Raw genomic sequence first — 25,044 nt, forward strand, 5'->3', positions numbered from 1 at the left:
CCTGTCCGTCTAGGGTCCGCCGCCTTCTCCCCCGGACGAAAAAGCCACCCGTGACCACCGAACCGCTCGCCTTCCAGGACTTGATCCTGACCCTCCACAAATACTGGGGCGATCAGGGCTGCGCCATTCTCCAGCCCTATGACATCGAGGTCGGCGCCGGCACCCTGCACCCGGCCACCGTGCTGCGCGCCCTTGGCCCGCGCCCGTGGAAGGCCGCCTACGTCCAGCCCAGCCGCCGTCCCGGCGACGGCCGCTACGGTGAAAATCCCAATAGATTACAACACTATTACCAGTATCAGGTGATCCTGAAGCCGAACCCCGAGAACCTGCAGGCCCTCTATCTCGGCTCGCTCGCCGCCATCGGCATCGATTCCAAGCTGCACGACATCCGCTTCGTCGAGGACGACTGGGAGAACCCCACCGTCGGCGCCTGGGGGCTGGGCTGGGAGGTCTGGTGCGACGGCATGGAGGTGACGCAGTTCACCTATTTCCAGGGCGTCGGCGGCATCGAGGTGGACGTGGTCTCGGGAGAACTGACCTATGGCCTTGAGCGTCTGGCCATGTACGTCCAGGGCGTAGACAACGTCTACGATCTGAAGTTCACCAGGGAGGGCCTGACCTATGGCGAGGTCTTCCTCGAGAACGAGCGTCAGCAGTCGGAAGCAAACTTCCACGGCTATGACGTCGACGGCCTGAAACGCCGCTTCGAGGACATGGTCGCCGAGGTCTCGCGCTTCCTCGCCATGAAGGGCCCGCAGGATCAGGCGCTGGTGCTGCCGGCCTATGACCAGGTGCTGAAGGCCAGCCACCTGTTCAACCTGATGGACGCCCGCGGCGCCATCGCCGTCGCCGAACGCCAGAGCTACATCGGCCGCATCCGCGACCTCTGTAAGGCCTGCGCCACGGAATGGGTCGAGCAGGAGCGGGGCAGAGCATGATCACCGACGGCGATAACGCCGCTCCCTTCCCCCTGGAGGGGGGAAGGGCCGGGGATGGGGGTGGAGGTGGTTCCACCGCCGCCCGTCCGACCCGCGTCGCGTCCGGCGCGATCGAACGCGCCCGTCGCCTGCGTCAGGAACAGACCGTCGCCGAACGCATCCTTTGGGAAGCCTTGCGCCCCCTGAAGATGAATTTTCGCCGCCAGACCCCCGTTGGCCGCTACGTCGCCGACTTCGCCCACCTCGGCTCGCGCCTGATCATCGAAGTGGACGGGCCGCATCATGAACTGCCAGAGCGTCAGGCGCGCGGCGCCGAGCGCACCGCCTGGCTCAAGACCGGAGGCTTCCGCGTCATCCGTTTCCCTGAACGTCAGGTGCGAAACGACCTGAACACGGTCATCGAGCGGATCGTGGCTGAAGCAGCACCACCCCCATCCCCAACCCTTCCCCCCTCCAGGGGGAAGGGAGTCCCACGGTACGACGTCCGGTAATGCCCCAGCTCCTTCTCGAACTGTTCTCGGAAGAGATCCCCGCCCGCATGCAACAGGGCGCCGCGCGCGACCTCGAACGCATGGCCGCCGAGCGCCTCAAGGCGGCCGGGCTGACGTATGAGGCCCTGACGACCTTCGCCGGTCCGCGCCGCCTGACCCTCGTCGTCGAGGGTCTGCCCGCCGCCACGCCGGACCGCGAGGAAGAGCTCAAGGGTCCGCGCACCTCGGCCCCGGAACAGGCGCTGGACGGCTTCCTGCGCAAGACCGGCCTGACGAAGGACCAGCTGAGCGAACGCGACGGCGTCTGGTTCGCCGTCCTCAGCCAGAAGGGCCAGCCGACCACCGCCCTGATCCCCGACATGGTCGACGCCATCGTGCGCGGCTTCCCCTGGCCCAAGTCGATGCGCTGGGGTTCCGGAACCCTGCGCTGGATCCGGCCGCTGAAGCGGATCGTCGCCCTGTTCGACGGCCATGTGGTCCCGTTCGAGATCGACGGCGTCGCCAGCGGCGACCTGACCGAAGGCCATCGCTTCCTCGGCTGCGGCCGTCCGTTCGCGGTCAAGGACTTCGCCGACTACCGCGCGAAGCTGGAAAGCGACTTCGTCCTGCTCGACGTCGCCGACCGCAAGCTGCGCATCCTCGACGGCGCCACGGCCGCCTGCGCGGCCAGGGGTCTGGCGCTGGTCGACGACGACGGCCTGCTGGACGAGGTGGCGGGCCTGGCCGAATGGCCGACGCCGATCCTGGGCGACATGGACCCGCGCTTCCTGACCCTGCCGCCGGAGGTGATCCGGCTGTCGATGAAGGTGCACCAGAAATATTTCGCCGTCCGCGATCCCGCGGTCCACGGCCTCGCCCCCCATTTCGTCGTGGTCGCCAATATCGAGGCCACCGACGGCGGCGTGGCCTTGGCCGCCGGCAACAGCCGCGTCCTCTCGGCCCGCCTCGACGACGCCCGCTTCTTCTGGGACGAGGACCTGAAGACCGGCTTCGAGGTCTGGTCCAAGAAGCTGGAAGGCGTCACCTTCCACGCCAGGCTCGGCACGCTCGCCGAGCGCGTCGAACGCATCGCCGCCCTGGCCCGCGAGATCGCCCCGCTGGTCGGCGCCGATCCCGATCAGGCCGAACAGGCCGCGCGTCTGGCCAAGGCCGACCTGTCCTCCGCCATGGTCGGGGAGTTCCCCGAACTGCAGGGGGTGATGGGCGGCTACTATGTCGCCGCACTCAAGAAGCCCTTCCCCCTGGAGGGGGGAAGGGTTGGGATGGGGGTGGAGGATGTGGCTCCAAACGCGGTGTCCGCCGCGTCGACCACCGCGCCTGCCACCTCGGCCGCCACCCCCATCCCCGGCCCTTCCCCCCTCCAGGGGGAAGGGGGCGAACTGGCCGACGCCGTCCGCGACCACTACAAGCCGCAGGGCCCGGCCGACTCCGTGCCGACCGCGCCGCTGACCGTGGCGGTGGCCCTGGCCGACAAGCTGGACACCTTGGTCGGCTTTTTTGCCATCGACGAGAAGCCGACGGGGTCGAAGGATCCGTTCGCGCTTAGGCGTGCGGCGCTGGGGGTGATCCGGCTGGTGCTTGAAAACGGCATCCGGATGCCGCTGCCCGGACCCGCGATCAGCACATTCTGGATGCTTCCAGAGGCCACCATTCTTCCGGTGGGCACCATGCCTGCTGCAGCGATCGATTTCATTAGCCACGGAAGTCAGTTCCAGCGGGAAGTCTATGGTCCTGTTGAGCGCGATATGCAGGCCTTCTTCGCCGACCGCCTGAAGGTCCTCCTCCGCGATCAGGGCAAGCGCCACGATCTCGTCGACGCCGTCTTCGCCCTCGGCGACGACGACCTCGTCCGCATCGTGCGCCGCGTCGAGGCCCTTGACGCCTTCCTCGCCACCGACGATGGCGCGAACCTGCTGGCCGGGTACAAGCGGGCGTCCAACATCCTCAGGGCCGAGGAGAAGAAGGGCGCCGTGCCGACCGGCATGGTCGAGACCGGCCTGCCCGACCAGCCCGAGGCCGAGACGACCCTGGCCTTCGCCGCCGCCGCCGCCGCCACCGCCGTGGACGCGGCGCTGGAGACCGAGGATTTCGCCGCCGCCATGACGGCCCTGTCGCGCCTGCGCGCCCCGGTGGACGCCTTCTTCGACAAGGTGATGGTCAACTCCGACGTCCCCGCCGAACGCGACAACCGGCTGAAGCTGCTCGGCCAGGTGCGCGCGGTGATGGGCCGGGTGGCGGACTTCGGACAGATCGCGGGCTAGGGCGCGCACCGCCCGTCTCCTCCCCACGCAGTGGGGAGGGGGACCGCGCGGGCGACTCAGCCCGCGTGGTGGAGGGGGCGACTCGGTGTGAGGGGATGAGCGATCCACCGGCCCCGCCGGCGTCGCCCCCTCCGTCTCGTCGGCTGCGCCTCCGATCCACCTCCCCATTCGCTCCGCGAACAGGGAGGAGACGGACTCTCACGAGCAGGGGCGTCAGTCCCGGGCCAGCCCCGGCTGATCCATGAAGGCGGCGTCCAGCCCGTACCCCGCGAACCGCGCCAGCCGCTCGCGCAGCCGCCCGTGCGCCGCCGGCGCCTCGCCGACCCGGTCGCCCTCGGGCAGGAAGGCGTTCTCGGCGCGGAAGGTCCAGCCGGCGACCTTCAGCCCCGCGGCGTGGGCGTCGGTGATCAGGCGGGTGGGGTCGCCGGGCGTCGGCTCGATCAGGGCCGTGTCGGCGCCGATCCAGTCTGCATAGACCGCGACCTCGGCCAGACCCCCGGGCGTCGTCATGGCGGCGTAGCTCAGCTCCGGCCGGTCGAACGGCCCGCCGGACGCGGCGACCAGTTGCAGCAGGGGCGTGGCGATCCGGGCCCGCAATCGTTGCAGCGGCCCGACCTCGAAACACTGGACGATCACCGGGGCGTCGGCCCCGGCCAGTCCCCGGCGCTCCAGCCCGGTCACGAAGGCGTCCTCCATCGGCAGGCCCAGGGCGGCGAAATACGTCGGGTGCTTGAGCTCCGGCGCCACGCCGACGCCCGCGCTCGCGGCGATGTCCAGCACCTCCTCGAAGGTCAGGATCGGCTCCTGACCATCGAAGGCGGTGTTGGCGGGCCGCAGCTCGGGCAGGCGCTCGCGGGCCCGCAGTGTCTTCAGTTCGACGAGGGTGAAGTCCTCGGTGAACCAGCCGGTCATGGGCTCGCCATCGACGGTCTTCGTCGCGCGGCGGCCGGCGAACTCCGGGCGGGCGGCGACATCCGTCGTGCCGCCGATCTCGTTCTCGTGGCGCACGATCAGAACGCCGTCGCGGCTCATCACCAGATCGGGCTCGATGAAATCCGCGCCCTGCCGGATGGCCAGTTCATAGGCCGCGCGCGTGTGCTCGGGCCGTTCGCCCGAGGCCCCGCGATGGGCGATGATCAACGGATGGGCCAGCACCGGACTCCCGGTCAGGAAAAGCAACGCCGCGAGGATGAGCCGGATCATGCCCGGGCGGTAGCCGCGGGCGATGACGGCCTGATGACGTCAGGCCCCCAGGATCCAGCCTTCTTCCTGCTCGACGCGCGCGATCAGGGTCTCGTCCGCGCCCCTGGGCGGGGCGAAGGCGGCGGACAGGGCTCCCGCCTCGTCCAGTCTGGCGAAATGCTCGGCGGTGACGCGGACCTGGGCCTGATCCTTGAACTCGCCTGCGTTCGGCTTCGCGTCGAACATCGACGGGTAGACCTCGACCACCAGCGCCGACAGCGGCTCGACGTCGGCCGTGTCCAGAGCCCGCCAGCCAGTGCCGAACGGCCAGACCGCGCCCGACGGCCCCAGGCTTTCCAGCAGGCGGCGCACGGCCGGGATGCCGACAAGGGTCTGGCCGCCGACGGCGCCCGCGCCATGCATCTGCCACACCGACTTGGGCTGCAGCTTGCCCTTGCGCACCGCGTCCTGGGTCGCCCGATATTCCGGGATGTCGGCCCCGGCGCCCGCCGGCGGCTTGGTCGTGGTCAGCCAGCGCTGCGCCTGATTGGCCGGCGCGCCCCACAGCGGCCAGGCCTCGTCGGTCATCAGCCGGTTCATCTTGGCCGCGACCTGATAGCGATTGTTGGTGTTGTCGGCCTTGTCGACCACGTTGGAGGCGATGAATTTCCACATCGCCGACCAGGGCGTCCCGGTCAGCTTCAGCCGCGCGGCCGTGCCGGCGGGATAGCCGAAGTTGAAGTCGAACCCGACCAGCACCCGGTCGCCGCGCTTGCGGTGCTCGGCCAGCAATGAGGCCAGCAGCTTCTCGCCCTCGGCCCGCGTGGCGACGTTGTGGGTCTCGGTATAGAGGCGGAAACGCACGTCGCGCTTGGCCACGCCGATCCAGACCGAACCGTCGCCCAGCTTCTTGCCCTCGGCGGCGGTCCAGTCAGCGATGATGTAGGCGTCGAAAAGGCGGGCCACGGGGGGCGCTCCGGAATACTCAGGCGGCAGGGATGGGGGGTTCTAGCCGTCCGCCCGGTGTAGCGGCAATGGCAAGGACCCAAATCATCCGCTCATCCCGGCTTTCGCCGGGATGAGCGGAACGGGTTTATCCCTTCAGCAACGCTTCCAGATGCGACAGCCAGCGGCGGCCGAGGCGCAGGGCCTCGCCGGGAGACCCGGTCAGGACCGGCAGGGTCGCGTCCCACAGGGCCAGTTCAAACTCGGGATGGCGAGCGTCGGCGAACAGCAGGCGCAGTGTGACCTGTTCGGCCTCGGGCGCCAGGACGTCCAGCGCCTTGCGCGCCTCGCCGCGGCGGACGCGGGCGACGACGTGGCCGTCGACGATGATTTCGCCGCCCTCGATCTCGTCAAAGGCGTAGACGAGGCCCGAGCCGCCCCGGTTCCACAGCACGGCCACCTGCGCCCCGTCGAAGTCCAGACCCGCGGCGCGGCCCTCGGCGGGCGACAGGGCCTCGGCCTCGGGCACGGCGCCCAGCGACTTGAGCAGGGCCCGCTTCATCCGGCGCACCGGCTCCATCCACCAGGCCAGCACCAGGGCGGCCGTGGTCAGCGCCGCCGCCGCCAGCGCCACGAGCAGGATGACCCGGAGCGCATCGGCCACGGCTAGACCTCGATCGGCTGAGGGGGAACCGCTTCGCGGTTCCACTGATGCCGTGAATCGAGGTCCAGCATCATACCGGGACGTGATCTCGTCCGAAAACCGCTCACACTTTTCGGGATCACGCCCTAGTCCTCCAGTTCGATGACGACGGGGACGTGGTCGGAGGGCTTGTCCATGTCGCGGGCGTCGCGATGGGTCTCGATCCCGACGAAGCGATCCGCCGCCTGGGGCGACAGCAGGTGGAAGTCGATGCGGATGCCATGGTCGCGCTGCCAGGCCCCGGCCTGATAGTCCCAGAAGGTGAAGGTTCCCGGCGGCTGCTTCCCCAGTTCGCCCGCCTCGGACAGGCCGAGGTGGTTCAGGGCGCGGAAGGCGGCCCGGCTCTCGGGCTGGAACAGGGCGTCTGTGACCCAGGCCGAGGGATTCCTCGCGTCGTCGGGGGTCGGGATGACATTGTAGTCGCCACACAGGGTGAAGGCCTCTTCCTGCCGCAGCAGGTCCTTCGCATGGGCCTGAAGCCGGTCCATCCACGCCAGCTTGTAGGCGAATTTCTCCGTTCCGATCGGATTGCCGTTGGGCAGGTAGAGGCAGCCGATGCGCACGGGGCGCGGGGCCTCGATCACGGCTTCGATATAGCGGGCCTGTTCGAACTCGGCCTCGAAGCCCGAGGCGTCGACGCCGGGCAGGCCGCGCCGCACGTCGCTGAGCGGATATTTCGAGAGCAGGGCGACGCCGTTGTAGGTCTTCTGCCCGTTGGTCTCGACATTGTAACCAAGGGATTCAAAGGCTTCGCGCGGGAATTTCTCGTCCAGGCATTTGATCTCCTGGAAGCCGACGACGTCAGGCCGGGCGGCCTCCAGCCAGGCGAGCACCGTGGGCAGGCGGGCGTTGACCGAGTTCACGTTCCAGGTGGCGATGCGCATGACGCCATGAGTACGGCGTGTCGGGCCGGTCTGTGAAGCCGGATCGTGCAAACGAAAACGCCCCGGGGCGGACCCCGGGGCGTCGTCGGCGTCAGGTCTGGCGCAGACCTACTCTGCCGGAGCCGGTTCCGGGGCAACGGCCGGGGCCGGCGTCAGGGTGCAGCCGCCGCCGATGCGCTGGGCCGTGGCGCAGGGATAGACCTGCTGGGTCGCGCCCTCGGTGTTGACGCGGGCGATGAAGCCCTCGCCCTCGGCGGCGCATTTGGCCTCATAGAAGCGGCCGTTGGCGTTCTGGCCCATCAGACGGACCTGGGACACGTCGCAGGCCGAGGCTTCGGTGCCGGCCAGCTTGGGCTCGAAGCCGTCGGCCTGTTCCTGGGTGGTGGTGAACCGGCAGGTTCCGCCGACCGAGGCGACCTGCAGGCAATCCTGCAGTTTCCAGCCGGTAGCGACCTTTTCCAGCCAGTAGCCGTCGACGCCGGCGCAGCCGACCTCATAGACGATGTTGTTCTGGTCGCTCTTGCCGATGGCCACGGCCTCGTCGATCGTGCAGGCCGCGCCGGCCTCGCGGGCCCAGCCGCCGATCACGGCCAGGCCGTTCTGGTTGGCGGGCAGGGCGCACTGCTGGCCCACATCGGCGGCCGGGTCGCGCAGACGGGCGGTGTAGGCGGTGCCGGCCAGTTCGAGGCAGTCGAAGCTCTGGGGCGGGGTCGATGCGATCAGGATATAGCCCGGACCGGTGGCGCAGGCGGCTTCATAGATCTTCACCTGCTCGGCCGTGACGCCGGGTTGGCTGGCGCCGGTCACCTGACAGCCGAGGCCGGCGGCGGTCACCTGGGCCTGGGCCTCGGCCATGATCTGTTCGGGCGTCGGGGCCGCGGGGGCCGCCTGTCGCTGACTGCGGCGCGGCATCCGGCTGGCGGCCTCGCCACGCCTCGTCGGGGCCGTGTTAGGGTCTGTCAGGTTTCCCGGCGTGTCCGGCGAACGGGGCATCTCCTGTTGTGCAGCCGCAGGAGCGGCCTGGCCCATCAAGAGGGCGAAGGCCGTCCCGATGACGGCCAAGAGGTTTCTGTTCAACATTTCGAGCGGCTCCAGACCGGACAACTGATCGAGAAGCCTTGGCGTCGGCTGAAGGCAGGGTCAAGGCGGACGTGTGACCTCTCTGGACGTTGTCGCCCGGATCGGCTTTAACTGGCTGAGTTGCGATTGGAGACGGACTTGGCGGACGGCGTCGCTCCCGGGGACAGGATTTCGGCTGTGGGGGAAGAACGGGGCCTCAGCTATCCGTGCGGAGCCCCGCCCGAATTCGGCGAGGCCGTCGCGGTCGCGCCCGGCGTGCTGTGGATGCGGCTGTCGATGCCCATCGCCCTGAACCACATCAATGTCTATGCGGTCGAGGACGGCGAGGGCTGGGCCCTGATCGACACCGGGCTGAACATCCCGGATTCGCGCGAGCGCTGGGACGCCCTGCTGGCGGGCCCGCTCGGCGCCCGACCGGTGACGCGGGTGATCTGCACCCACATGCATCCTGACCACATCGGCCTGGCCGGCTGGCTGTGCGAGCGGTTCGGCGTCGGCCTGACCATGACGCGGCTTGAGTATGTGACAGGGCGAATGCTGCTGGCCGACACAGGTCAACCGGCGCCGGAAGCGGGGGCGATCCACTATCGCGCCGCCGGCTGGGACGAGGCGCAGGTGGAGACGTATCGCCGGGAGTATGGCCAGTTCGGGCGGGCCGTCTCGCCCCTGCCGTCGGGCTTTACACGAATGCGCGAGGGCGACCGGATCAACATCGGCGGACAGGACTGGTGCGTCGTGGTCGGCGAGGGCCATAGCCCCGAACACGCCTGCCTGTGGCGCGAGGCCGACGGGGTGGTGCTGGGCGGCGACCAGATCCTGCCCAGGATATCCTCCAATGTGTCGGTGTGGCCGACCGAGCCGGAGGCGGACCCGCTGGGCGACTGGCTGGCCTCGCTGGAACGGATGAAGTCGGCCTTCCCGGACGATGTGCTGGTGTTGCCGTCGCACGGCGAGCCGTTCCGGGGCGCCCATACGCGGCTGGATGCGCTGATCCGGGGGCATATGACGGCGCTGAAGCGGCTGGAGAAGACGCTGCGGGAACCGAAACGGGCGGTGGATGTCTTCGGCGCCCTGTTCGCGCGGCCGGTCGGCGACGGCGTGCGGGGGATGGCCACCGGCGAGGCTATCGCCCATCTGAACTATCTGCTCCAACGCGGCCGGGTCAGCCGGACGCGGGACGCCGACGGCGTCGACTGGTGGACCATGATCGAACAGGGAGAGGCGGCTTGACCGACCATATTCGCACCGGGCTCGAGGGCGGCGTCCTGACGGTGACGTTGGCGCGCCCGGAGAAGAAGAACGCCATCACCCAGGCCATGTACGCGGCCCTGTCCGACGCCACCGAGCGCGCGCGCACGGACGACGCGGTCCGGGTTCTGCTGTTCCGCAGCGAGGGCGACAGCTTCTCGGCCGGCAACGACATCGCCGATTTCATCGCCATCGGATCGCAGACCGGCGAGCCGCTGGACATGTCGGTGTTCCGCTTCCTGAAGGCCCTGGCCGAGCTGGACAAGCCGGCGGTGGCGGCGGTGCGCGGGCGGGCGGTCGGCATCGGCCTGACGCTGCTGCTCCATTGCGACATGGTGGTGGTGGCCGAGGACGCCCTGCTGTCGGCGCCCTTCATCAATCTGGCCCTGGCGCCGGAAGCGGCCTCGTCGCTGCTTCTGCCGCAGGTGCTGGGGCATCAGCGGGCGTTCGAGATCTTCGCCCTCGGCGAGCCGATCGACGGCCGCACGGCCCTGGCGTGGGGCCTGGCCAACCGGGCGGTTCCGGCCGATCAGGTGGAGGCGACGGCGTTCGAGCTGGCCGGCAAGCTGGCGACGCGGGCCCCCAACTCGATCCGCAAGACCAAGGCGCTGATGCGGGACTCGGAACGCCTGTGGGCCCTGATGCAGCGCGAGGGCGAGGCCTTCGGCAGCCAGATGAAGAGCCCCGAGGCGATGGAGGCCTTCATGGCCTTCAGCCAGAAGCGCGCACCCGATTTTTCGAAAGCCGGTTGATTCGGCCGGGCGCGGGCTCTAGTTGCGCCGCCTGATGTCCGACCCCCTGCCCAAGCCCGCGCCCCACGATGCCCCTGTGCGCATCGAAGCCGAGACGCCCGCGGACGCCGCGGCGGTCGAGGCGCTGGTTCTGGCCGCCTTCGGGCCGGGCCGGTTCGCCAAGACGGCCGAACGGCTGCGGGAGCGCGCCGGTGTGGCCGCCGCCTTCGTGGCGCGCGACGAGGGACGGGTGATCGGATCGGTGCGTTTGTGGCGGATCACGGTCGGCGAGACGCCCGCCCTGTTCCTCGGCCCCATCGCGGTGGCCGCGGACAGCCGCAAGGCCGGGCTGGGCGCCGATCTGGTGCAGGCCTGCGTCGATCATGCCGCCAGCGCCGGGGCCGGAATCCTCCTGGTCGGCGACATGGGCTATTTCGAGCGGTTCGGCTTCTCCGTGGCGCCAGACGTACAGCTGCCGGGGCCCGTGGACCGTGGCCGCGTGCTGTGGCGCGGCGAGAGTTCACCCACCGGGTTGGTCCGGCCCGTCGGATAGAAGGGGTTTGCCGACGCTGTCCTGACGCCTAAGTCTGGACCCATGGCTTCCACCACCGACAGCAAGACCGGACTGGCCGCCGTCGCCGAAGCGGCGAAGCAGGCGCCGGGCCGGGGTCTGCCGCCCGTGCATCTGTGGCATCCGGCGCATTGCGGCGAGATCGACATCGTCATCCGCCGCGACGGGGTCTGGATGCACGAGGGGTCGCCGATCGGCCGGGCCGAGCTGGTGCGGCTGTTCTCGACGGTGCTGCGCAAGGACGATGACGGCTATGTGCTGGTCACCCCGGGCGAGAAGCTGGCGATCACGGTCGAGGATCTGCCGTTCCGGGCGGTCGCCGTGATCCGTCGTGGCGACGCCCTGGTCTTCACCACGGACGTCGGCGACGAGGCCGAGGCGGGACCGGAACACCCTATTCTGGTCGAGACAGACCCGGCGACCGGAGAACCCTCGCCGTCGGTGCGGGTGCGCGCCGATCTGTGGGCCCGGATCGCCCGGCCGGTCTTCTATGAACTGGTCGAGATGGCGGAGGTCGAGGACGGGCGGCTGACGGTGCGATCGAACGGCGCGGCCTTCGCCCTGGGCCCCGTCGGGGCGGGCGTGGAATGAGCCTGTCAACCTTGCGCGCGCGGCTTATCGAGCGCCTGGAGCCGGCCTCGGGCTGGAGGCCGGACAGCGCGGCGACGCGCTCGGACTTCGACCTGAACCCCGGCGCCCTGCGGCCCGAGCGGACGCTGCGACCCGCCGCGGTGCTGATACCGGTCATCGCCGGATCCGAGGGGGCGACGGTGCTGATGACGCGCCGCGCCGACAGTCTGGCCAGCCACACCGGCCAGATCGCCTTCCCGGGCGGACGGCTGGATCCGGGCGAGACCGCCGTTGAAGCCGCGTTGCGCGAGGCGATGGAAGAGGTGGCGCTGGATCCTGCGCTGGTGGAGGTTCTGGGGGTGGGCGACGCCTATGAAACCGGCACCGGCTTTCTGGTCACCCCGGTCGTCGGGTGGCTGACCCGATCGCCCCGGACCACGCCCGCCCTGGCCGAGGTGGCCGAGGTGTTCCAGGTCCCGTGGGATTTCCTGATGGACATCGCCAACCACCGCCAGGATTCGTACGAGCGGGACGGCCAGCCGCCACGCTTTTTCTGGGCCATGCCCTGGGGCGAGCGCTACATCTGGGGCGTCACCGCCGGGATCATCCGCGCCCTGCACGCCCGGCTGTATGACGACGAGGCCGCGCCGGAAGCGGCGGCGGCGGAGGATGCGGCATGACCCTTCGCCTGACCGACCAGCCGTGGCTGACAGCCTCGTCGACCCGGGCGGTGATGGCGGCGCTGGAGGCTGCAGGCGGCCCCGGCTGCGCGCGCTTCGTCGGCGGCTGCGTGCGCAACGCCCTGCTGGGGGTCCCGGTCGACGACATCGACATCGCCACGACGCTGAAGCCCGAAGAAACGGACAAGGCCATCCGCGCCGCCGGACTGAAGGCCGTGCCCACGGGCATGGCCCACGGCACGGTGACGGCGGTGACCGAGCGCACGCCGTTCGAGATCACCACCCTGCGCCGCGACGTCTCGACCGACGGCCGCAACGCCACCGTGGCCTTCACCGACGACTGGGCCGAGGACGCGGCGCGACGGGATTTCCGCCTCAACGCCCTCTATGCCGACGCCGGGGGCCATGTGTTCGATCCGACGAGGCAGGGCGTCGCGGATGTGGAGGCGGGCCGGATCGTCTTCGTCGGCGATGCGGAGACGCGGATCACCGAGGACTATCTGCGCATCCTGCGCTTCTTCCGCTTCTTCGCCTGGTACGGGCGAGGCGAGCCGGACGCGGTGGCCCTGGCCGCCTGCCGCCAACTGGCGCCGGGCATGAGCCGACTGTCCGCCGAGCGGGTGTCGAAGGAGCTGATGAAGCTGCTGGCCGCGCCCGATCCGCGCCCGGCCATGGCGGCGATGCAGACGGCGGGGGTGCTGGAACAGGTGCTGCCCGAGGCGACGTCATGGGCGCTGTTCACCGCCCTGGTCGAGCTGACCGACGATCCGGTCTTGAGGCTGATGGGCCTGCTGCCCGCCGATGTGGAGGTGGCGACGGCCGTATCGGCGCGCCTGAGACTGGCCAACGTCGTCCGCGACCGGTTGGTCCAGGCCGCGATCGCCTTGCCGTCGGTCGACCTGTCGATGAGCGACGCCGCCGCACGGGCGGCTGTCTATCGCCACGGCGCCCGGGCGGTCGTGGACGCCTTGCACCGGCTCCGGGCCGAGGTCCCCGACCGGGGCGACGACGCGCGCCGCCTGATCCGTCTGGCGCAGGACTGGACCCCGCCAGGCCTGCCCGTCGGAGGCCGTCAGATCGCCCGGCTGGGCGTCGCGCCGGGCCCCGAAACGGGCCGGTTGCTGAAGGCCTTCGAGGCCGGGTGGATCGCCGATGACTTTCCGGACGACGGCCATGACGCCCGGCTGGCCGCCCTGATCACTCCGCCGCGAGGGTGACTTCGGTCACGACCGGTCGGTGGTCCGAGCCGGTGGGCCGACCCAGACGGCGGCTGATGAAGACAAGGTCTGGCGAGCGCCAGACCTGATCGATGGTCACGCCGAACACCGAAGGAACAGCGCTGGGCCAGGTGCCGGGGAAGCCGGGAGCGGGATGCAGGCCGATATCGCGCCGGATCTGGCGGCCGATACGGGCGCTGGAGACGCTGTTGAAATCGCCGGCCACGACCACCGGGCCCGTCAGGTCCGAAACCACGGCCTCGAGCGCCATGGTCTGGCTGATCTGGCCCCACTGCTCCTGGAACGGCCAGGGGCGGGTCAGGTGGACGCCCAGCACATTCAGAGGGCCCAGCGGCGTCCGGATCGTGGCTCCGACCGCGTGCAGCCCGTCCGGCCGATCCCGGATCACCGCCAGGGGCCAGCGCGAGGCGACCACCGACCGGGCCGCGCCGCTGGGACGGTCGATGCGCGGGCTGGCGATCCTGTAGGGATAGTCCGCCAGAACCTGGTCCAGCCGCGCCGCGGGGGCGTCTCCCACCTCGATCAGCACGACCACATCGGCGTTGGCGGCGAGGAGCGAGAGCCTGATCCCGTCCACATCCGTGTTCAGGGCCTGCACGTTGGCGGAATAGATGCGCGCAACGGGAGCGCCCGGAAGGGGAGGGGCGGAGGCCGGAAACCATTGCGGGGCCACCGCCAGGGCGAGGGCGACGATCGCCGCCAGCCCGTGCAGGGTCGCCGCCCACATCCGGGCGCCGACGATGGCGGCCATCAGCAGGGCGGTCAGGATCAGGACCGGTGCGGTAAACTGGAGCAGGATGTCCACCCAGCGGTGGCCGACGCCCGACAGGGCCAGAAGACCCAGCAGCAGCGGCGCGGTCAGGGCCAGCTGAAACAGCGTTTCCACACGCCGTCGTCCCGCCCACAGACCTCTGAAGCGCGGTCCTTGCCTTTCAGGATGAACGGGGGTCGTCATGGCGCGTTACGGTCTCGCTTAACTGGAGAGGGGCAGGCATGGCCAGACGGTCCGTCGCGGATATCGAGAAGATCTGGTCCAATGTCGAGGGGGTGAAGAAGCTGTCTGACCGGGCCGTGGGCATCGGCCCCTTCGGCATCGGCCTGGACGGTCTGCTGACCTGGATCCCCGTGGTGGGCACGGTCTACAGCGTGGGAGCGGCCGGGTGGCTGCTGATCCAGGCCGGCAAGGCGAAGGCGACGCCATCCACCCTGATGCGCATGGTCGGCTATCTGGGTCTCGACAGCGCCACCACGGCGGTGGGCGAGGTGATCCCTTTCGCCCCCGACGTCGTCGACTTCTTCTTCCCCGGACACCTGCTGGCGGCCAGGGCGCTGCAGAAGGACATAGAGAGCACCCACTGGGTCGAGGCCAACGAGCGCGAGGCGCGCGCCACGGGTGATCACGACCGGCATGTCGCCGACATGCGCCGGAACCCGAAGCTGCGTCGGATCGTCTATCTTCATGACTGACAGCTTGACGAACCGGGCAGCGCGCCGACAGTTCGCGGCGATGACCTGCCGGACGCCCGCATGAGTTCCCTTCTCACCCGCGATGAACTGTCCATGGCCCTCGGTCAGGCGGGCCAGGGCGACCGCGCCGCGTTCCGTCGCGTCTATGAAGCCACCTCCGCGAAGCTATTGGGCGTGACCCTGCGTATCTTGGCTGACCGCCAACTGGCCGAGGACGTCTTGCAGGACACCTATCTGACCGTGTGGAGAAAGGCCGGGAGCTTTGATGCGTCCCGCGCGAGCCCGATCACATGGCTGGTGACCATCGCCCGGAACCGGGCGATCGACCGGCTCAGGTCGGGCGCGTCCGCGCGGCGCTCGACGCCGATCGACGACGCCTTCGATGTGGCCGACGACGGCCCTTCGCCGGCGCAGGCGCTGGAGACCGGCGACGACGTGCGCCGGCTGAACGACTGTCTCGCTGAACTGGATGACCGCACGGGCGGCGCCATCCGCACGGCCTTCATCGAGGGTGTGACCTATGACGTCCTGGCCTCGCGTGAGAATGTGCCGCTGGGGACGATGAAGAGCTGGATCCGGCGAGGACTGATGCGGCTGAGGGCCTGTCTGGAATCATGACCGATCCAACTGACAAAGACGGCATGGACGAGGACCAGGCCCTGGCCGGGGAACTGGCCCTGCGCGTCCTTTCGCCCGCCGCGGAGGCCGCCGCCCGCGCCCGGGAGGCTGCGGACCCCGCCTTCGCGGCCGAGGTCGAGACCTGGAACGAACAGTTGGCCGGGCTCGCCGATGACATCCCGCCTGTTGCGCCATCGCCTTATGTCTGGCCGCGCGTCGAGGCCGGACTGCCGCCCGTCGCCGCCAATGACAACCGGCGGCTGGCCTTCTGGCGGACATGGGCGGTGGGCTCCACCGGTCTGCTGGCGGCCAGTCTGGCGGCGGTCGTCGTGCTGCTGGCCCAGCCGTCTCCGGTTCCGCCGGTTCCGGCGCCGGCGGCGCCCGTGGCGGTGACCCGGGTCGCGACCCTGACGCTGGAGAACGGGACGGCGGCCATGACCATCGCCTACGACCCCGCCAGCGGCGAACTGTATCTGGCCCCGACCAACGAGATGGCCGGCGACACGCGCGTGCCGCACCTGTGGCTGGTCATGCCCGAGGGCGGGGTCCAGCTGGTCGGCGCTATCGACGGCTCGGCGACCTCGCGCCACAACCTCGGGCGAGCCCTGTCGGGCAAGGCGGGGCAGGCCAATGCGGTCGCCGTGTCCATGGAGGCGCCCGGCCACACGCCCGCGCCCGACCACCCCGACGGCCCCGTCGTGGCGTCCGGCGACCTTCAGCGCCTCTGACCGCATCCGCGCGCCGGAGCGTTCCGTAGCTGCTTGCGACGAGTCCGTTGCGGTTGCGTGCAAACGCGCCGCCTGGTCCTGACAGCCAACGGGCCCGTCAGGCGGGGAGGCCGTCCAGCCCTTCCACTCGGCCTCCCCGCTGCCATTTCGTGCTGAACCGGACGGGTTTCAAAAGCCAGTTTACTGATTTCGCTGACGTTTCCCGATCAGGCAGCGTCATCTGCGAGCCGCAGGAAGCCCCGCCCCCACACTGATCTCCGACATCCCGTGCGGAGAGAGAGTGATGAGCGACGACCACAGCGCCCGGCTGGAGCTGCCCTATCTGGCGGCCGGGCAGATGCAGAAACATGTGACCTTGAACGAGGCCCTCACCCGGCTGGACGCCATGGTCCAGACCGCGGTGGTCAGCCGGACCGCGACGGTCGAGCCGGCATCGCCGGCCGACGGCGCCCTCTGGATCCTGCCCGCCGGCGCGACCGGGGCGGACTGGGGCGCGCGGCCGGCGGGGACGCTGGTGCGGGCCGAGGGCGGCGGGTGGAGCGCGATCGCGGTCCCGGACGGGCTGGTGGTGCTGGTCGTGGATGCGGCCGAGCTGGTGGTGCGCCACTGGGACAGCTGGGTTCCGCTGGGCCGGAGGCTGGGCGAGGTCCAGGATCTGGGCCGGCTGGGGATCGGCGCGACGGCCGACAGCTGGAACCCCTTCCTCGCCAGGCTGAACAACGCCCTGTGGACCGCGCGGGAGGCGGCGTACGGCGGCACCGGCGATCTGCGGCTGACGCTGAACAAGGAGGCGTCGGGCGACGTCCTGTCGCTGGTGTTCCAGAGCGGATACGGCGGCCGGGCGGAGCTGGGGCTGGTCGGCGACGACGACCTGAGGCTGAAGGTCAGCGGCGACGGATCGGACTGGCGGGAGGTCTTTTCGGTCGAGCGGGCGACGGGCCGGGTGATCTTCACCCAGGGCGCCGCGCGGCGCTCGGTGACGGCCTTTGGCGCTTCGGGGACCTACACGCCGCCCGACTGGGCGCGAACCATCGAGGCGGTGGCCGTGGGCGGCGGTGGCGGCGGGGGAAGCGGCGCCTTCGGCGGCTCGGGCGCGCGTCCGGGCGGCGGCGGCGGGGGTGCGGGCGGCGTCAGTGGGGCCGGGTGGCCGGCGGACCTGCTGGGCGCCGGCCTGACCATCACGGTCGGAGCGGGCGGATCGGGCGGCGCCGGGGGTGCGGGCGCGGACGGGACGGACAGCCTGGTTTCGCTGGGCGGCGCCGCGCTGCTGACGGGAGCCGGCGGCGTCGGCGGTCAGGGTGGCGCCGCGGGCGGGGCAGGGGGCGCGGGAGGGGCCGGAGCGCCCGTCTCGAACGCCGGCGGCGGTTCCGGCGTCACGGCCGAGGGCGCGCCGGGCAAGGACCGTGACCGTCCGGACGGATCGGGCGGCGGCGGGGCCGGAGGCGGGGTTGACGGCGCGGGGGTCGTCCGCGCGGGCGGAGCCGGCGGCGACGGCGGTGTTCTGGCGGTTCAGGCGATCGGCGGGGCGGGCGGGGCGGGCGCCGGAGCGATCGGCGGGACAGCGCCCCAACCCTCCCTTCACTGGGCCGGCGGCGGGGGAGGCGGCGGGGGCGCTGTCGCGGCCGGGACCGGTCACCCGGGCGGGGCGGGCGGCGGGGCCGGCGCGGGCGGCGGCGGCGGCGGGGCCGGCGTGACCGCTGGAGGCGTCGGCGGCGCGGGCGCGGCCGGCGTGATCTGGATCACGGCCCTCGGATGACCCGCCGCCCGACATTCCATGACGACCGGCGCGACGCCGCGCTGCTGGACGAGGACGCGTGGGACGCGCCCCGACGGCTGACCGACCTCGACCTGTTCACCCACGGCGGCGACGGCTGGCGTCGCGTCGCCTTCGACCTTGAGGATCCGGAGGATTTCCGATGACCGACTTTCCGAACAAGGAAGCGCCTTCACCGCTGGCCGAGAGCCGTTGGTTGTGGCGCAGGCTGTATGTATTCGCCGTCAGCGGCGGGGCCTGGTTGCTGCTGGACCGGCTGATCGCGGCGATACCGCCCGAAGCCGCGCCGCGGCTTGCCGAGGGGCTGATGGCGCTGCTGGCGCTGAGCATGGTGCTCTATCTGGTGGCGCCGACCGCCCAGCAGCTGATCGAGACCCTGGGCGCCCTGCCGGGGAAGCGGTCATGAGCTTCCGCCTCTCCGAACGCTCCCTGAAACGGCTGCAGGGCGTGCATCCCCGGCTGGTCGCCCTGGTCAAGGAGGCCTCGGCCCTGACGCCCGTGGACTTCATGGTCACCGAAGGGCTGCGCACGCCCGAGCGTCAGGCCGCCCTGGTCCGGGCGGGGGCCAGCAGAACCCGGAAGTCCCGCCATCTGACCGGTCATGCAGTGGACGTAGCCGCGCTGGTCGACGGCCAGGTGCGCTGGGACTGGCCGCTCTATCCCCGTATCGCCGCGGCCTTCAAGGCGGCCGCCGCGCGACAGGGCACGGCGATCGTCTGGGGCGGCGACTGGACCTCCCTGCGCGATGGCCCGCATTTCGAACTGGACCGCGGGGTTTTCCCGTGAGGCCTTTCGACCTCCTTCGCGCCCTGACGCCGCCCGGCTGGAGTCTGGTCGTCGCTCTCGCGGTCGCCGCCGCGCTGACGCTCGGCCATGGCCTCGGCTTGCGCTGGGATCCGTTCAACCTGGCGGAACGCAGGCTCGCGGCCGCGGAGACGCGGGCCTCGACGGCCGCATTCGACGCCGCCGCGCGCCGGCTCGAGTTCGAAGGCGCGGCCCGCCAGGCCCGCCGCATCGACCTCCATCACCAACAGGCCGACTCGGTCGCCCGGGCGACCGACCGCGCCGCCCATAACGCAAGGATCGCCCATGACGCCTCCCTCCCGCTGGACCCCGCTCGCGCCGCTAGGCTGCGCGAGCATGATCGCCGGCTGTGCGATCTCGCCCCCGCCGTCTGCGCCACCGCCCCGGCTGACCCTGCCCGAGGCGGCGACCACGCCGTGTCGGCTGGACCGGCTGCCTGAGGCGGCGAGCCAGGCCGGTCTGGAGGCGTCCTACGCGGCGCGGGGAGGGGCGCTTGTCCTGTGCGACGCCGCCCGGAGCCTGGCGGTGGACACCCTGGTGGCCGAGCGCGCCCTGGTGGACCGGTGGATCGAACCGCGGCGACGCCGATGGCCGTGGTCGCCGCCCCGGTGAAGGCCAGTGGCAGGGTCTGGCGCGGTTGGCGCCCCGAATTCGCAAGACCGTGCTAGGCGCCGGGGGCACAAACTGCAGGGCGACCGGGCAGTTCTTGCCGCCCACCCTGCACATTCTGCCGGGCGCCCGACGTGCTTAACAGGAACTAACGCAGCAAAAACAACGGCCGTTGGTCTGGCATGTCCGTTTGGCGACTGGTCCCGTCCTTGCTGCGATAGCTGCGAGCAAAATGCTCCCGGCAGCCAAAATGGCGTCGGACACCTTGAAACAAGGAATATCGTCATGGCGCTGAACAGCGTTAACACGAACATGGGCGCAATGATCGCCCTCCAGAACCTGCAGTCCACCAACAGTGAACTCGCCACGGTTCAAAACCGCATCAGCACCGGCAAGAACGTCTCGTCCGCCAAGGACAACGGCGCCATCTTCGCCATCGCCACCAGCCAGCGCGCCGAAATCGGCGCCCTGAACGCCGTCAAGGACAGCCTGAACCGCGGCTCTTCCGCCGTGGACGTCAGCCTGGCCGCCGGCGAATCGGTCTCCGATCTGCTGAGCCAGCTGAAGGAAAAGGCCCTGTCCGCCACGGACAAGAGCCTGACCACCTCGGCCCGTTCGGCCCTGAACGAAGACTTCAAGGCCATTCGCGACCAGATCGGGACCGTCGTGGCCAACGCCAAGTTCAACGGCGTGAACCTGCTGGACAACTCGACCACGACCAATGGCTATAAGGCCCTGGCCAATACCGCGGGTTCGACTCTCAAGGTGGCGGGTGAAAACCTGTCGCTGGGCGGTACGAACGTGACGGTCACGGCCACGACCACCATCGGCACCTCGACGCTGGCCACGACCGCCCTCGGTCTGGTCAACGCCTCGATCGACAAGGTTTCGGCCTCCCTGGCTCGCCTGGGCACCGGCTCCAAGTCGTTCTCGACCCACCTTGGCTTCGTCGGCAAGCTCCAGGACGCTCTGGAAACCGGCGTGGGCAACCTGGTCGACGCCGATCTGGCCAAGGAAAGCGCCCGACTGCAAGCTCTGCAAACCAAGCAACAGCTGGGTGTGCAGGCGCTGTCGATCGCCAACTCCTCGACCTCCATCCTGCTCGGACTGTTCCGCTAAGGATCGACCGGAAGGGCGGGGTCCCACGCGGATCCCGCCCGACCGATCTCCAGTCCCTTTATAGGAAGCCGCCGGCTCAACCCCGTCGGAAGGAGCCATGCAAGACAATGCGAAACTGGCCTTAGTAACCGCGTCCGCCATCCTGCCCGCAGCCACCGCCGGTTTCACCGCCGGCGGCGATTTCCATGATTCCAGGGCGTCCGAAGAGGCCGAACGCGTCGCGCGCTATCGCCTGGTCATTGAGGAAGGGCCGTCAGGATCGTTCATCTACAAGACGATGGATCGGGTCACCGGCGAGGTCGTCAGGCAACTGCCCCGCGAACAGGTCGTCGACCTGATGCAGGCGGCGGAATACAGCTCCGGCTCGGTCATCAACACCACCGCCTGACCGCGCCAGACAATCGATCCACCCCGCCGCGCAGGAGCGATCCGCGCGGGTTTCGTCATGGTTAGCAGCCGTTAACCATGTGTGCACCCTTGCGCCTCTAGCCTTGGCGAAACCTCACAGGGCTGAGTCGGATGACGAATAGCGTCCATACCAACAACTCCGCGGCCATCGCGCTGCAGAACCTCACGCGGACCAACGACCGGCTGAGCGACGTCCAGGGACGGATCTCGACGGGCCTGAAGGTCCAGGGGGCCAAGGACAACGCCGCCATCTGGGCCATCGCCCAGGGACAGAGAGCCGACATCGGGGCCCTCAGCGCGGTGAAGCAGAGCCTCGACCGGGCCACCTCGGTCGCCGACGTGGCCCTTTCGGCCGGCGAATCAGTTTCGGACCTGCTGAACCAGCTGAAGGAAAAGGTCGTCGCGGCCAAGGACGGCTCGCTGAAGACCCAGTCACGTCAGCTGCTCGACAACGACTTCAAGGCCCTGCTGCGGGCGCTCGCGTCCCAGGTCAGCAACGCCTCGTTCGACGGCGGCAACCTGCTGAACGGATCGCTGACCACCGGCATCAAATTCCTGGCCAACGCCGACGCCACCAGCTTCGTCACCCTGTCTTCCAAGAACCTGTCGCTGGGCGGCGCCATCATCGAGCTGGCCCTGTCGGACAGCCTGCTGACCCTGACCGGCGCGACCCAGGCCCTGACCCGGCTGGACGATTCCATCACCCAGCTCAATGCCGCCCTCGGTTCGATCGGCGCCCAGGCCAAGCAGATCGAGGCGCACAACAATTTCGTCAGCAAGCTGATGGACACGCTGGAATCGGGGATCGGCAATCTGGTCGACGCGGACCTGGCCAAGGAAAGCGCGCGGCTTCAGGCGCTGCAGGTGCAGCAGCAACTGGGCGCCCAGTCGCTGTCGATCGCCAACCAGGCGCCCCAGATCATCCTGTCGCTGTTCCGCGGCGGTTAAACCGCGCGGCGGTGTCCGATCTGGATCGCGGCCGGCCTGTGGCGCAGGCCGGTTCGCGGTCCGAAGCCGTACAGCGAAAGCAACGATTTCAGGGCATTGACGAAGGCGGTCATCACGGCGTCCTCCTCATCCGGCGCTCGAAGAACGGACGCCGGGGATCATTGTTCCCCGAGTCGGCCTCAGAGTCGCGCGCGTCGCGTCCCGCGCTCTGGCGTTAAGCTCTCGCGTTAAGTCCTCGTTACGCTCGAAGCCCCACAGTACGGGCCGGGAGTCGCGTGGTGATCAACAACAGCTATCTTCTGGGTCTGTTCGGCGGTTCGGCCGCTGACACGACGTCGTCCTACACGGCGGCGGCGCTGCAACAGGCCGCCAGGAAGCAGCCCACGCCGCCCTGGTCGTCGACCGTCGTCGCCCCGAAGCAGGACGCGCTGGTGCGCGCCGCCCTGGGTGGCCGCAAGCTGATCAACGAGGACGCGGCCCAGCTGGACATGAAGTCGGCTCCGGCCGACTATCGAAAACTGTTCGCCCTGTATCAGGGCCTGGACACGCTGAACGCCCTGACCAACCGCGCCGCGACCAAGGGCGTCAGCACCCTGGAGCTGGCCCAGCTCAACAAACGCTTCAGCGCGGGTCTGACCGAAGTCGGGTCTTGGCTTTCGGCGGCTGAGTTCGACGCCGTCCGGATGGTGCAGGGGACGGCCAAATCCATCAGCAAGACCACCGCCGCCACGCCGCGCGACAGCGCGGTCTCGATCACCGGCCCCATTCATGAGGGGGCGGTCAGCACGCCTGTCGCGGCCTTCCAGGGCGATGTCCGGTTCAACATCACCATCAAGGTGCCGGTCGGCGTGACCGATTCCCTGACCACCGCAGTCCCGATCGATCTGGCCGGCATGGGTGCGCAATCCCGGACGCTGGACAACGTGCTGGCGTTCATCAACACGCAGCTCGAGACGGCCGGCTTCGCGACCCGGATCGGCCGCGAGCAGATCAAGGCCGAGCCCAAGACCATGCAGGTCAACGGCAAGCCTGTCACCTTGCCGGCCGGTCCGGACAGATGGTCGATGGCCATACGTGGAAACTCGACGGAGACGGTGGGCTTCACCGCCGCCGAAACCTCCGACGCCGTCTATGTCGTTCAGTCGGCCGGGACCGCGGGTGGAAACCAGCTGCTGAAATTCCAGAGCGACGTCGGTACGGCGGCGGCGCCGACCACGGGCGGCGTCGGCGAAACCCAATGGGTCGATGGCCGCCTGTCGCAGAACGACCTGCCGGACGGGGTCCAGAACGTGCGCGCCAGCGCCGTGGGGCCGGACGGCTCGCTGTGGATGGTCGCCGATGTGACCGCCGGTCCCGACACCCAGCCGATCAAGGGCGTGCAGGACGTCGCCCTGATGCGGTACGACACCGCGGGACGGCTGGTCGCGACCCGCACCCTGGGCGCGGCCTCGAGCGCCAGCGGCTACGCCATCGCCATCGACGCCAACGGCAATGTGGCGGTCGCGGGTTCGGTCACCGGATCCCTGAACACCTCCAGGACCGACGCCGGCAAGGCGGGCCAGGTCGCCGGCGTCGCCGACAGCTTCGTCACCGTCTTCAACAAGGACGGCGAGGAGCAATGGAGCCAGCGCCGCGGGGCCCGCGCGGCCGATGAGGCGACATCCGTCAGCTTCGGCGCCGACGGTACGGTCTATATCGCCGGTCGGGCGAAGTCGGCGATCACGGGCGCGTCCCCCGTCGGCGGCTGGGACGGCTATGTGCAGGCCTTCAAGACGGGCGAGCTCTATCCGACCGCCGGCATCACCGTGAAGACGACCGCCACGGCCCAGTTCGGCACGGCCAGCGACGACAGCGTCGACGCGATGACCATCGACGGCTCGAACCTGTACACCGCCGGGGTCGAGGACGGCCGCGCCGTCGTGCGCCGTTTCACCCTCGACGCCGCGGGCGTGCCGACCCTGGCGTCGACGCGCGATCTGGGCGTGATCAGCGGCGACATCGCCGGCGTCTCGGTGTCGGGCGGCAAAGTCATACTGACGGGGACCAGCCGCGACAGCGGCCTGTCGGCGGGCAGTGTGACCAGCGCCCATTCGGGCGGCAAGGACATCTTCATCGCCACCCTGTCCAGCGACCTGACCGCCTCGGCCGGCGACCGGCTGACCTGGCACGGCGGCGCGGGCGACGACAGCGCCGCGGACGTCAAGGTCCATGACGGCAAGGTCTGGATCACGGGCGTGGCCGACCGCGATCCCGCCGCCAAGGCGACCGATCCCACCAAGGGATACCTGGCCCGCATCGATCCGCTGAGCGGCGCCGTGGAGTATGAGAAAACCTGGTCCGGCGACGGCGATCAGGCCAAACCCATGACCTTGGCGGTCGCCTCGAACGGGGCCAGCGTGCTGGACCGGCTGGGCCTTCCCAAGGGGGAAATCGACCAGAGCGATTCCAAGCGGCTGATCGACGCGACCTCGGTGCGCGTCGGCGACCGCTTCTACGTCAGCCCGCCCGGCGGCGGCCGCGCGGTTTCCGTGACCATCGAGGCGAAGGACACACTCGCCACATTGGCCCGCAAGATCGAGATCGCCTCGGCCGGCAAGCTGAAGGCCACGATCGCGTCCGAGGGCGGCGCGGTCACGGGCAAGACCGGCGAGACCACGACCACAACAGGCGGCTTCCAGCGCCTGTCGATCACGGCCCGCGACGGAAAAGCCGGCGGCGTCCTGACCGCCGGAGAGACGGGCCGCGACGCCCTGGCGGGGTTGGGTCTGTCGCCGGGTTATGTGGGATCGTCGATCGGCGACGACGTGGTCAAGACCTTCGGCCTTGACCTTCCCGCCGGTCTGAACCTGGGCGACGCCGCGTCGGTGAAGACGGCCGGCGAACGCCTCCAGGCTGCGATGAAGGCGGTGCGGGACGCCTATCGCGCGCTCGATCCCGCCACGTCCGCTCCGGCCGCCAACGGCCCCGTGCCCGCCTATCTGACGGCTCAGCTGGCCAACTACCAGGCCGCCCTGTCCCGGCTCACCGGCTAGGCGGTTCGCCGACGA

The 25,044-nt window shown here is 70.0% G+C and carries 27 protein-coding genes; 21 read left to right on the forward strand and 6 right to left on the reverse strand.

Translation table 11 applies throughout. The features are described from left to right. Nucleotides 1-50 precede the first annotated feature (50 nt). Genes PSV23_RS03630 through glyS form a run of 3 tightly spaced genes read left to right on the forward strand, consistent with a single transcriptional unit; the run spans nucleotide 51 to nucleotide 3,690 of the window. A complete protein-coding gene (locus tag PSV23_RS03630; RefSeq protein WP_300466146.1) occupies nucleotides 51-938 on the forward strand; it encodes a glycine--tRNA ligase subunit alpha in 888 nt (295 codons plus the stop codon). After that, nucleotides 935-1,429, forward strand: a complete 495-nt coding sequence (locus tag PSV23_RS03635) for an endonuclease domain-containing protein (RefSeq protein WP_300466147.1) — start codon at nucleotides 935-937, stop codon at nucleotides 1,427-1,429. Before PSV23_RS03630 ends, PSV23_RS03635 begins: the two co-directional genes overlap by 4 nt. Then, nucleotides 1,429-3,690 carry a glycine--tRNA ligase subunit beta gene (gene glyS / locus PSV23_RS03640; RefSeq protein ID WP_300466148.1) on the forward strand — a complete coding sequence of 754 codons (2,262 nt, stop codon included), beginning with the start codon at nucleotides 1,429-1,431 and terminating at the stop codon, nucleotides 3,688-3,690. The genes PSV23_RS03635 and glyS overlap by 1 nt, the downstream gene beginning before the upstream one ends. Nucleotides 3,691-3,903: 213 nt before the next feature. Here the strand turns inward: glyS and PSV23_RS03645 are convergent, their stop codons facing one another. From PSV23_RS03645 to PSV23_RS03665, 5 genes are all read right to left on the reverse strand, one after another. Further along, nucleotides 3,904-4,893, reverse strand: coding sequence for a glycerophosphodiester phosphodiesterase family protein (locus PSV23_RS03645; protein WP_300466149.1), 990 nt, complete (start codon nucleotides 4,891-4,893; stop codon nucleotides 3,904-3,906). A 39-nt stretch (nucleotides 4,894-4,932) separates the two neighbouring features. Then, a complete protein-coding gene (locus PSV23_RS03650) occupies nucleotides 4,933-5,838 on the reverse strand; it encodes a cobalamin biosynthesis protein CbiG (protein WP_300466150.1) in 906 nt (301 codons plus the stop codon). A gap of 127 nt (nucleotides 5,839-5,965) precedes the next feature. Next, entirely contained in the window at nucleotides 5,966-6,481 is a 516-nt protein-coding gene (locus tag PSV23_RS03655; RefSeq protein WP_300466151.1) for a hypothetical protein, read from the reverse strand. A gap of 125 nt (nucleotides 6,482-6,606) precedes the next feature. Then, nucleotides 6,607-7,404 carry an exodeoxyribonuclease III gene (xth, locus tag PSV23_RS03660; RefSeq protein ID WP_300466152.1) on the reverse strand — a complete coding sequence of 266 codons (798 nt, stop codon included), beginning with the start codon at nucleotides 7,402-7,404 and terminating at the stop codon, nucleotides 6,607-6,609. Between the two features lie 108 nt (nucleotides 7,405-7,512). Continuing rightward, nucleotides 7,513-8,484: a hypothetical protein gene (locus PSV23_RS03665; RefSeq protein WP_300466153.1), complete on the reverse strand. Its 972-nt coding sequence runs from the start codon at nucleotides 8,482-8,484 to the stop codon at nucleotides 7,513-7,515. A 138-nt stretch (nucleotides 8,485-8,622) separates the two neighbouring features. On the opposite strand from PSV23_RS03665, the gene PSV23_RS03670 reads away from it, so the two are divergent. From PSV23_RS03670 to PSV23_RS03695, 6 genes are read left to right on the forward strand one after another with little or no spacing between them, the layout of a single operon-like run. Continuing rightward, nucleotides 8,623-9,714 carry an MBL fold metallo-hydrolase gene (locus PSV23_RS03670; protein WP_300466154.1) on the forward strand — a complete coding sequence of 364 codons (1,092 nt, stop codon included), beginning with the start codon at nucleotides 8,623-8,625 and terminating at the stop codon, nucleotides 9,712-9,714. Continuing rightward, on the forward strand, nucleotides 9,711-10,484 hold the full coding sequence (locus PSV23_RS03675) for an enoyl-CoA hydratase (protein WP_300466155.1): 774 nt from the start codon (nucleotides 9,711-9,713) through the stop codon (nucleotides 10,482-10,484). Before PSV23_RS03670 ends, PSV23_RS03675 begins: the two co-directional genes overlap by 4 nt. A 34-nt stretch (nucleotides 10,485-10,518) precedes the next feature. Next, entirely contained in the window at nucleotides 10,519-11,016 is a 498-nt protein-coding gene (locus PSV23_RS03680; protein ID WP_300466156.1) for an N-acetyltransferase, read from the forward strand. Between the two features lie 42 nt (nucleotides 11,017-11,058). Further along, nucleotides 11,059-11,625, forward strand: coding sequence for a DUF1285 domain-containing protein (locus PSV23_RS03685; RefSeq protein WP_300466157.1), 567 nt, complete (start codon nucleotides 11,059-11,061; stop codon nucleotides 11,623-11,625). Beyond that, nucleotides 11,622-12,284 carry a CoA pyrophosphatase gene (locus PSV23_RS03690; RefSeq protein ID WP_300466158.1) on the forward strand — a complete coding sequence of 221 codons (663 nt, stop codon included), beginning with the start codon at nucleotides 11,622-11,624 and terminating at the stop codon, nucleotides 12,282-12,284. Before PSV23_RS03685 ends, PSV23_RS03690 begins: the two co-directional genes overlap by 4 nt. Continuing rightward, complete coding sequence (locus tag PSV23_RS03695) at nucleotides 12,281-13,501, forward strand: CCA tRNA nucleotidyltransferase (protein ID WP_300466159.1); 1,221 nt, start codon at nucleotides 12,281-12,283, stop codon at nucleotides 13,499-13,501. The genes PSV23_RS03690 and PSV23_RS03695 overlap by 4 nt, the downstream gene beginning before the upstream one ends. Here PSV23_RS03695 and PSV23_RS03700 read toward each other — a convergent pair. Further along, nucleotides 13,482-14,408 (reverse strand): endonuclease/exonuclease/phosphatase family protein, encoded by a 927-nt coding sequence (locus PSV23_RS03700; RefSeq protein ID WP_300466160.1) that lies wholly within the window; start codon nucleotides 14,406-14,408, stop codon nucleotides 13,482-13,484. The two genes, PSV23_RS03695 and PSV23_RS03700, sit on opposite strands and share 20 nt — an antisense overlap. Nucleotides 14,409-14,515: 107 nt before the next feature. Between PSV23_RS03700 and PSV23_RS03705 the strand changes: the two genes are divergently transcribed. The 12 genes from PSV23_RS03705 (at nucleotide 14,516) to PSV23_RS03760 (ending at nucleotide 25,029) form a co-directional block, all read left to right on the forward strand. Next, nucleotides 14,516-14,989 (forward strand): DUF4112 domain-containing protein, encoded by a 474-nt coding sequence (locus tag PSV23_RS03705; RefSeq protein WP_300466161.1) that lies wholly within the window; start codon nucleotides 14,516-14,518, stop codon nucleotides 14,987-14,989. A 60-nt stretch (nucleotides 14,990-15,049) separates the two neighbouring features. Beyond that, nucleotides 15,050-15,607 carry a sigma-70 family RNA polymerase sigma factor gene (locus PSV23_RS03710; RefSeq protein WP_300466162.1) on the forward strand — a complete coding sequence of 186 codons (558 nt, stop codon included), beginning with the start codon at nucleotides 15,050-15,052 and terminating at the stop codon, nucleotides 15,605-15,607. Further along, the gene (locus PSV23_RS03715; protein WP_300466163.1) at nucleotides 15,604-16,335 is read left to right on the forward strand and encodes an anti-sigma factor domain-containing protein; all 732 of its coding nucleotides are present in this window, start codon (nucleotides 15,604-15,606) and stop codon (nucleotides 16,333-16,335) included. Before PSV23_RS03710 ends, PSV23_RS03715 begins: the two co-directional genes overlap by 4 nt. A gap of 283 nt (nucleotides 16,336-16,618) precedes the next feature. Continuing rightward, nucleotides 16,619-18,091 (forward strand): DUF2793 domain-containing protein, encoded by a 1,473-nt coding sequence (locus PSV23_RS03720; protein WP_300466164.1) that lies wholly within the window; start codon nucleotides 16,619-16,621, stop codon nucleotides 18,089-18,091. After that, nucleotides 18,088-18,255, forward strand: coding sequence for a hypothetical protein (locus tag PSV23_RS03725; protein WP_300466165.1), 168 nt, complete (start codon nucleotides 18,088-18,090; stop codon nucleotides 18,253-18,255). Before PSV23_RS03720 ends, PSV23_RS03725 begins: the two co-directional genes overlap by 4 nt. Next, nucleotides 18,252-18,515, forward strand: coding sequence for a hypothetical protein (locus PSV23_RS03730; RefSeq protein ID WP_300466166.1), 264 nt, complete (start codon nucleotides 18,252-18,254; stop codon nucleotides 18,513-18,515). Before PSV23_RS03725 ends, PSV23_RS03730 begins: the two co-directional genes overlap by 4 nt. After that, on the forward strand, nucleotides 18,512-18,895 hold the full coding sequence (locus PSV23_RS03735; RefSeq protein WP_300466167.1) for a M15 family metallopeptidase: 384 nt from the start codon (nucleotides 18,512-18,514) through the stop codon (nucleotides 18,893-18,895). Before PSV23_RS03730 ends, PSV23_RS03735 begins: the two co-directional genes overlap by 4 nt. Then, nucleotides 18,892-19,353: a hypothetical protein gene (locus PSV23_RS03740; RefSeq protein ID WP_300466168.1), complete on the forward strand. Its 462-nt coding sequence runs from the start codon at nucleotides 18,892-18,894 to the stop codon at nucleotides 19,351-19,353. Before PSV23_RS03735 ends, PSV23_RS03740 begins: the two co-directional genes overlap by 4 nt. Before the next feature lie 454 nt (nucleotides 19,354-19,807). Next, nucleotides 19,808-20,641, forward strand: a complete 834-nt coding sequence (locus PSV23_RS03745) for a flagellin (RefSeq protein WP_300466169.1) — start codon at nucleotides 19,808-19,810, stop codon at nucleotides 20,639-20,641. A 97-nt stretch (nucleotides 20,642-20,738) separates the two neighbouring features. Next, nucleotides 20,739-21,029, forward strand: coding sequence for a flagellar protein FlaG (locus PSV23_RS03750; RefSeq protein WP_300466170.1), 291 nt, complete (start codon nucleotides 20,739-20,741; stop codon nucleotides 21,027-21,029). A 131-nt stretch (nucleotides 21,030-21,160) separates the two neighbouring features. After that, nucleotides 21,161-21,997, forward strand: coding sequence for a flagellin (locus tag PSV23_RS03755; RefSeq protein ID WP_300466171.1), 837 nt, complete (start codon nucleotides 21,161-21,163; stop codon nucleotides 21,995-21,997). Between the two features lie 278 nt (nucleotides 21,998-22,275). After that, nucleotides 22,276-25,029, forward strand: coding sequence for a transcriptional regulator (locus tag PSV23_RS03760; RefSeq protein WP_300466172.1), 2,754 nt, complete (start codon nucleotides 22,276-22,278; stop codon nucleotides 25,027-25,029). Nucleotides 25,030-25,044 lie beyond the last annotated feature (15 nt).

It is taken from the genome of Brevundimonas sp. (assembly GCF_029946145.1).
In the GTDB taxonomy this organism is placed as follows: Bacteria; Pseudomonadota; Alphaproteobacteria; order Caulobacterales; family Caulobacteraceae; genus Brevundimonas.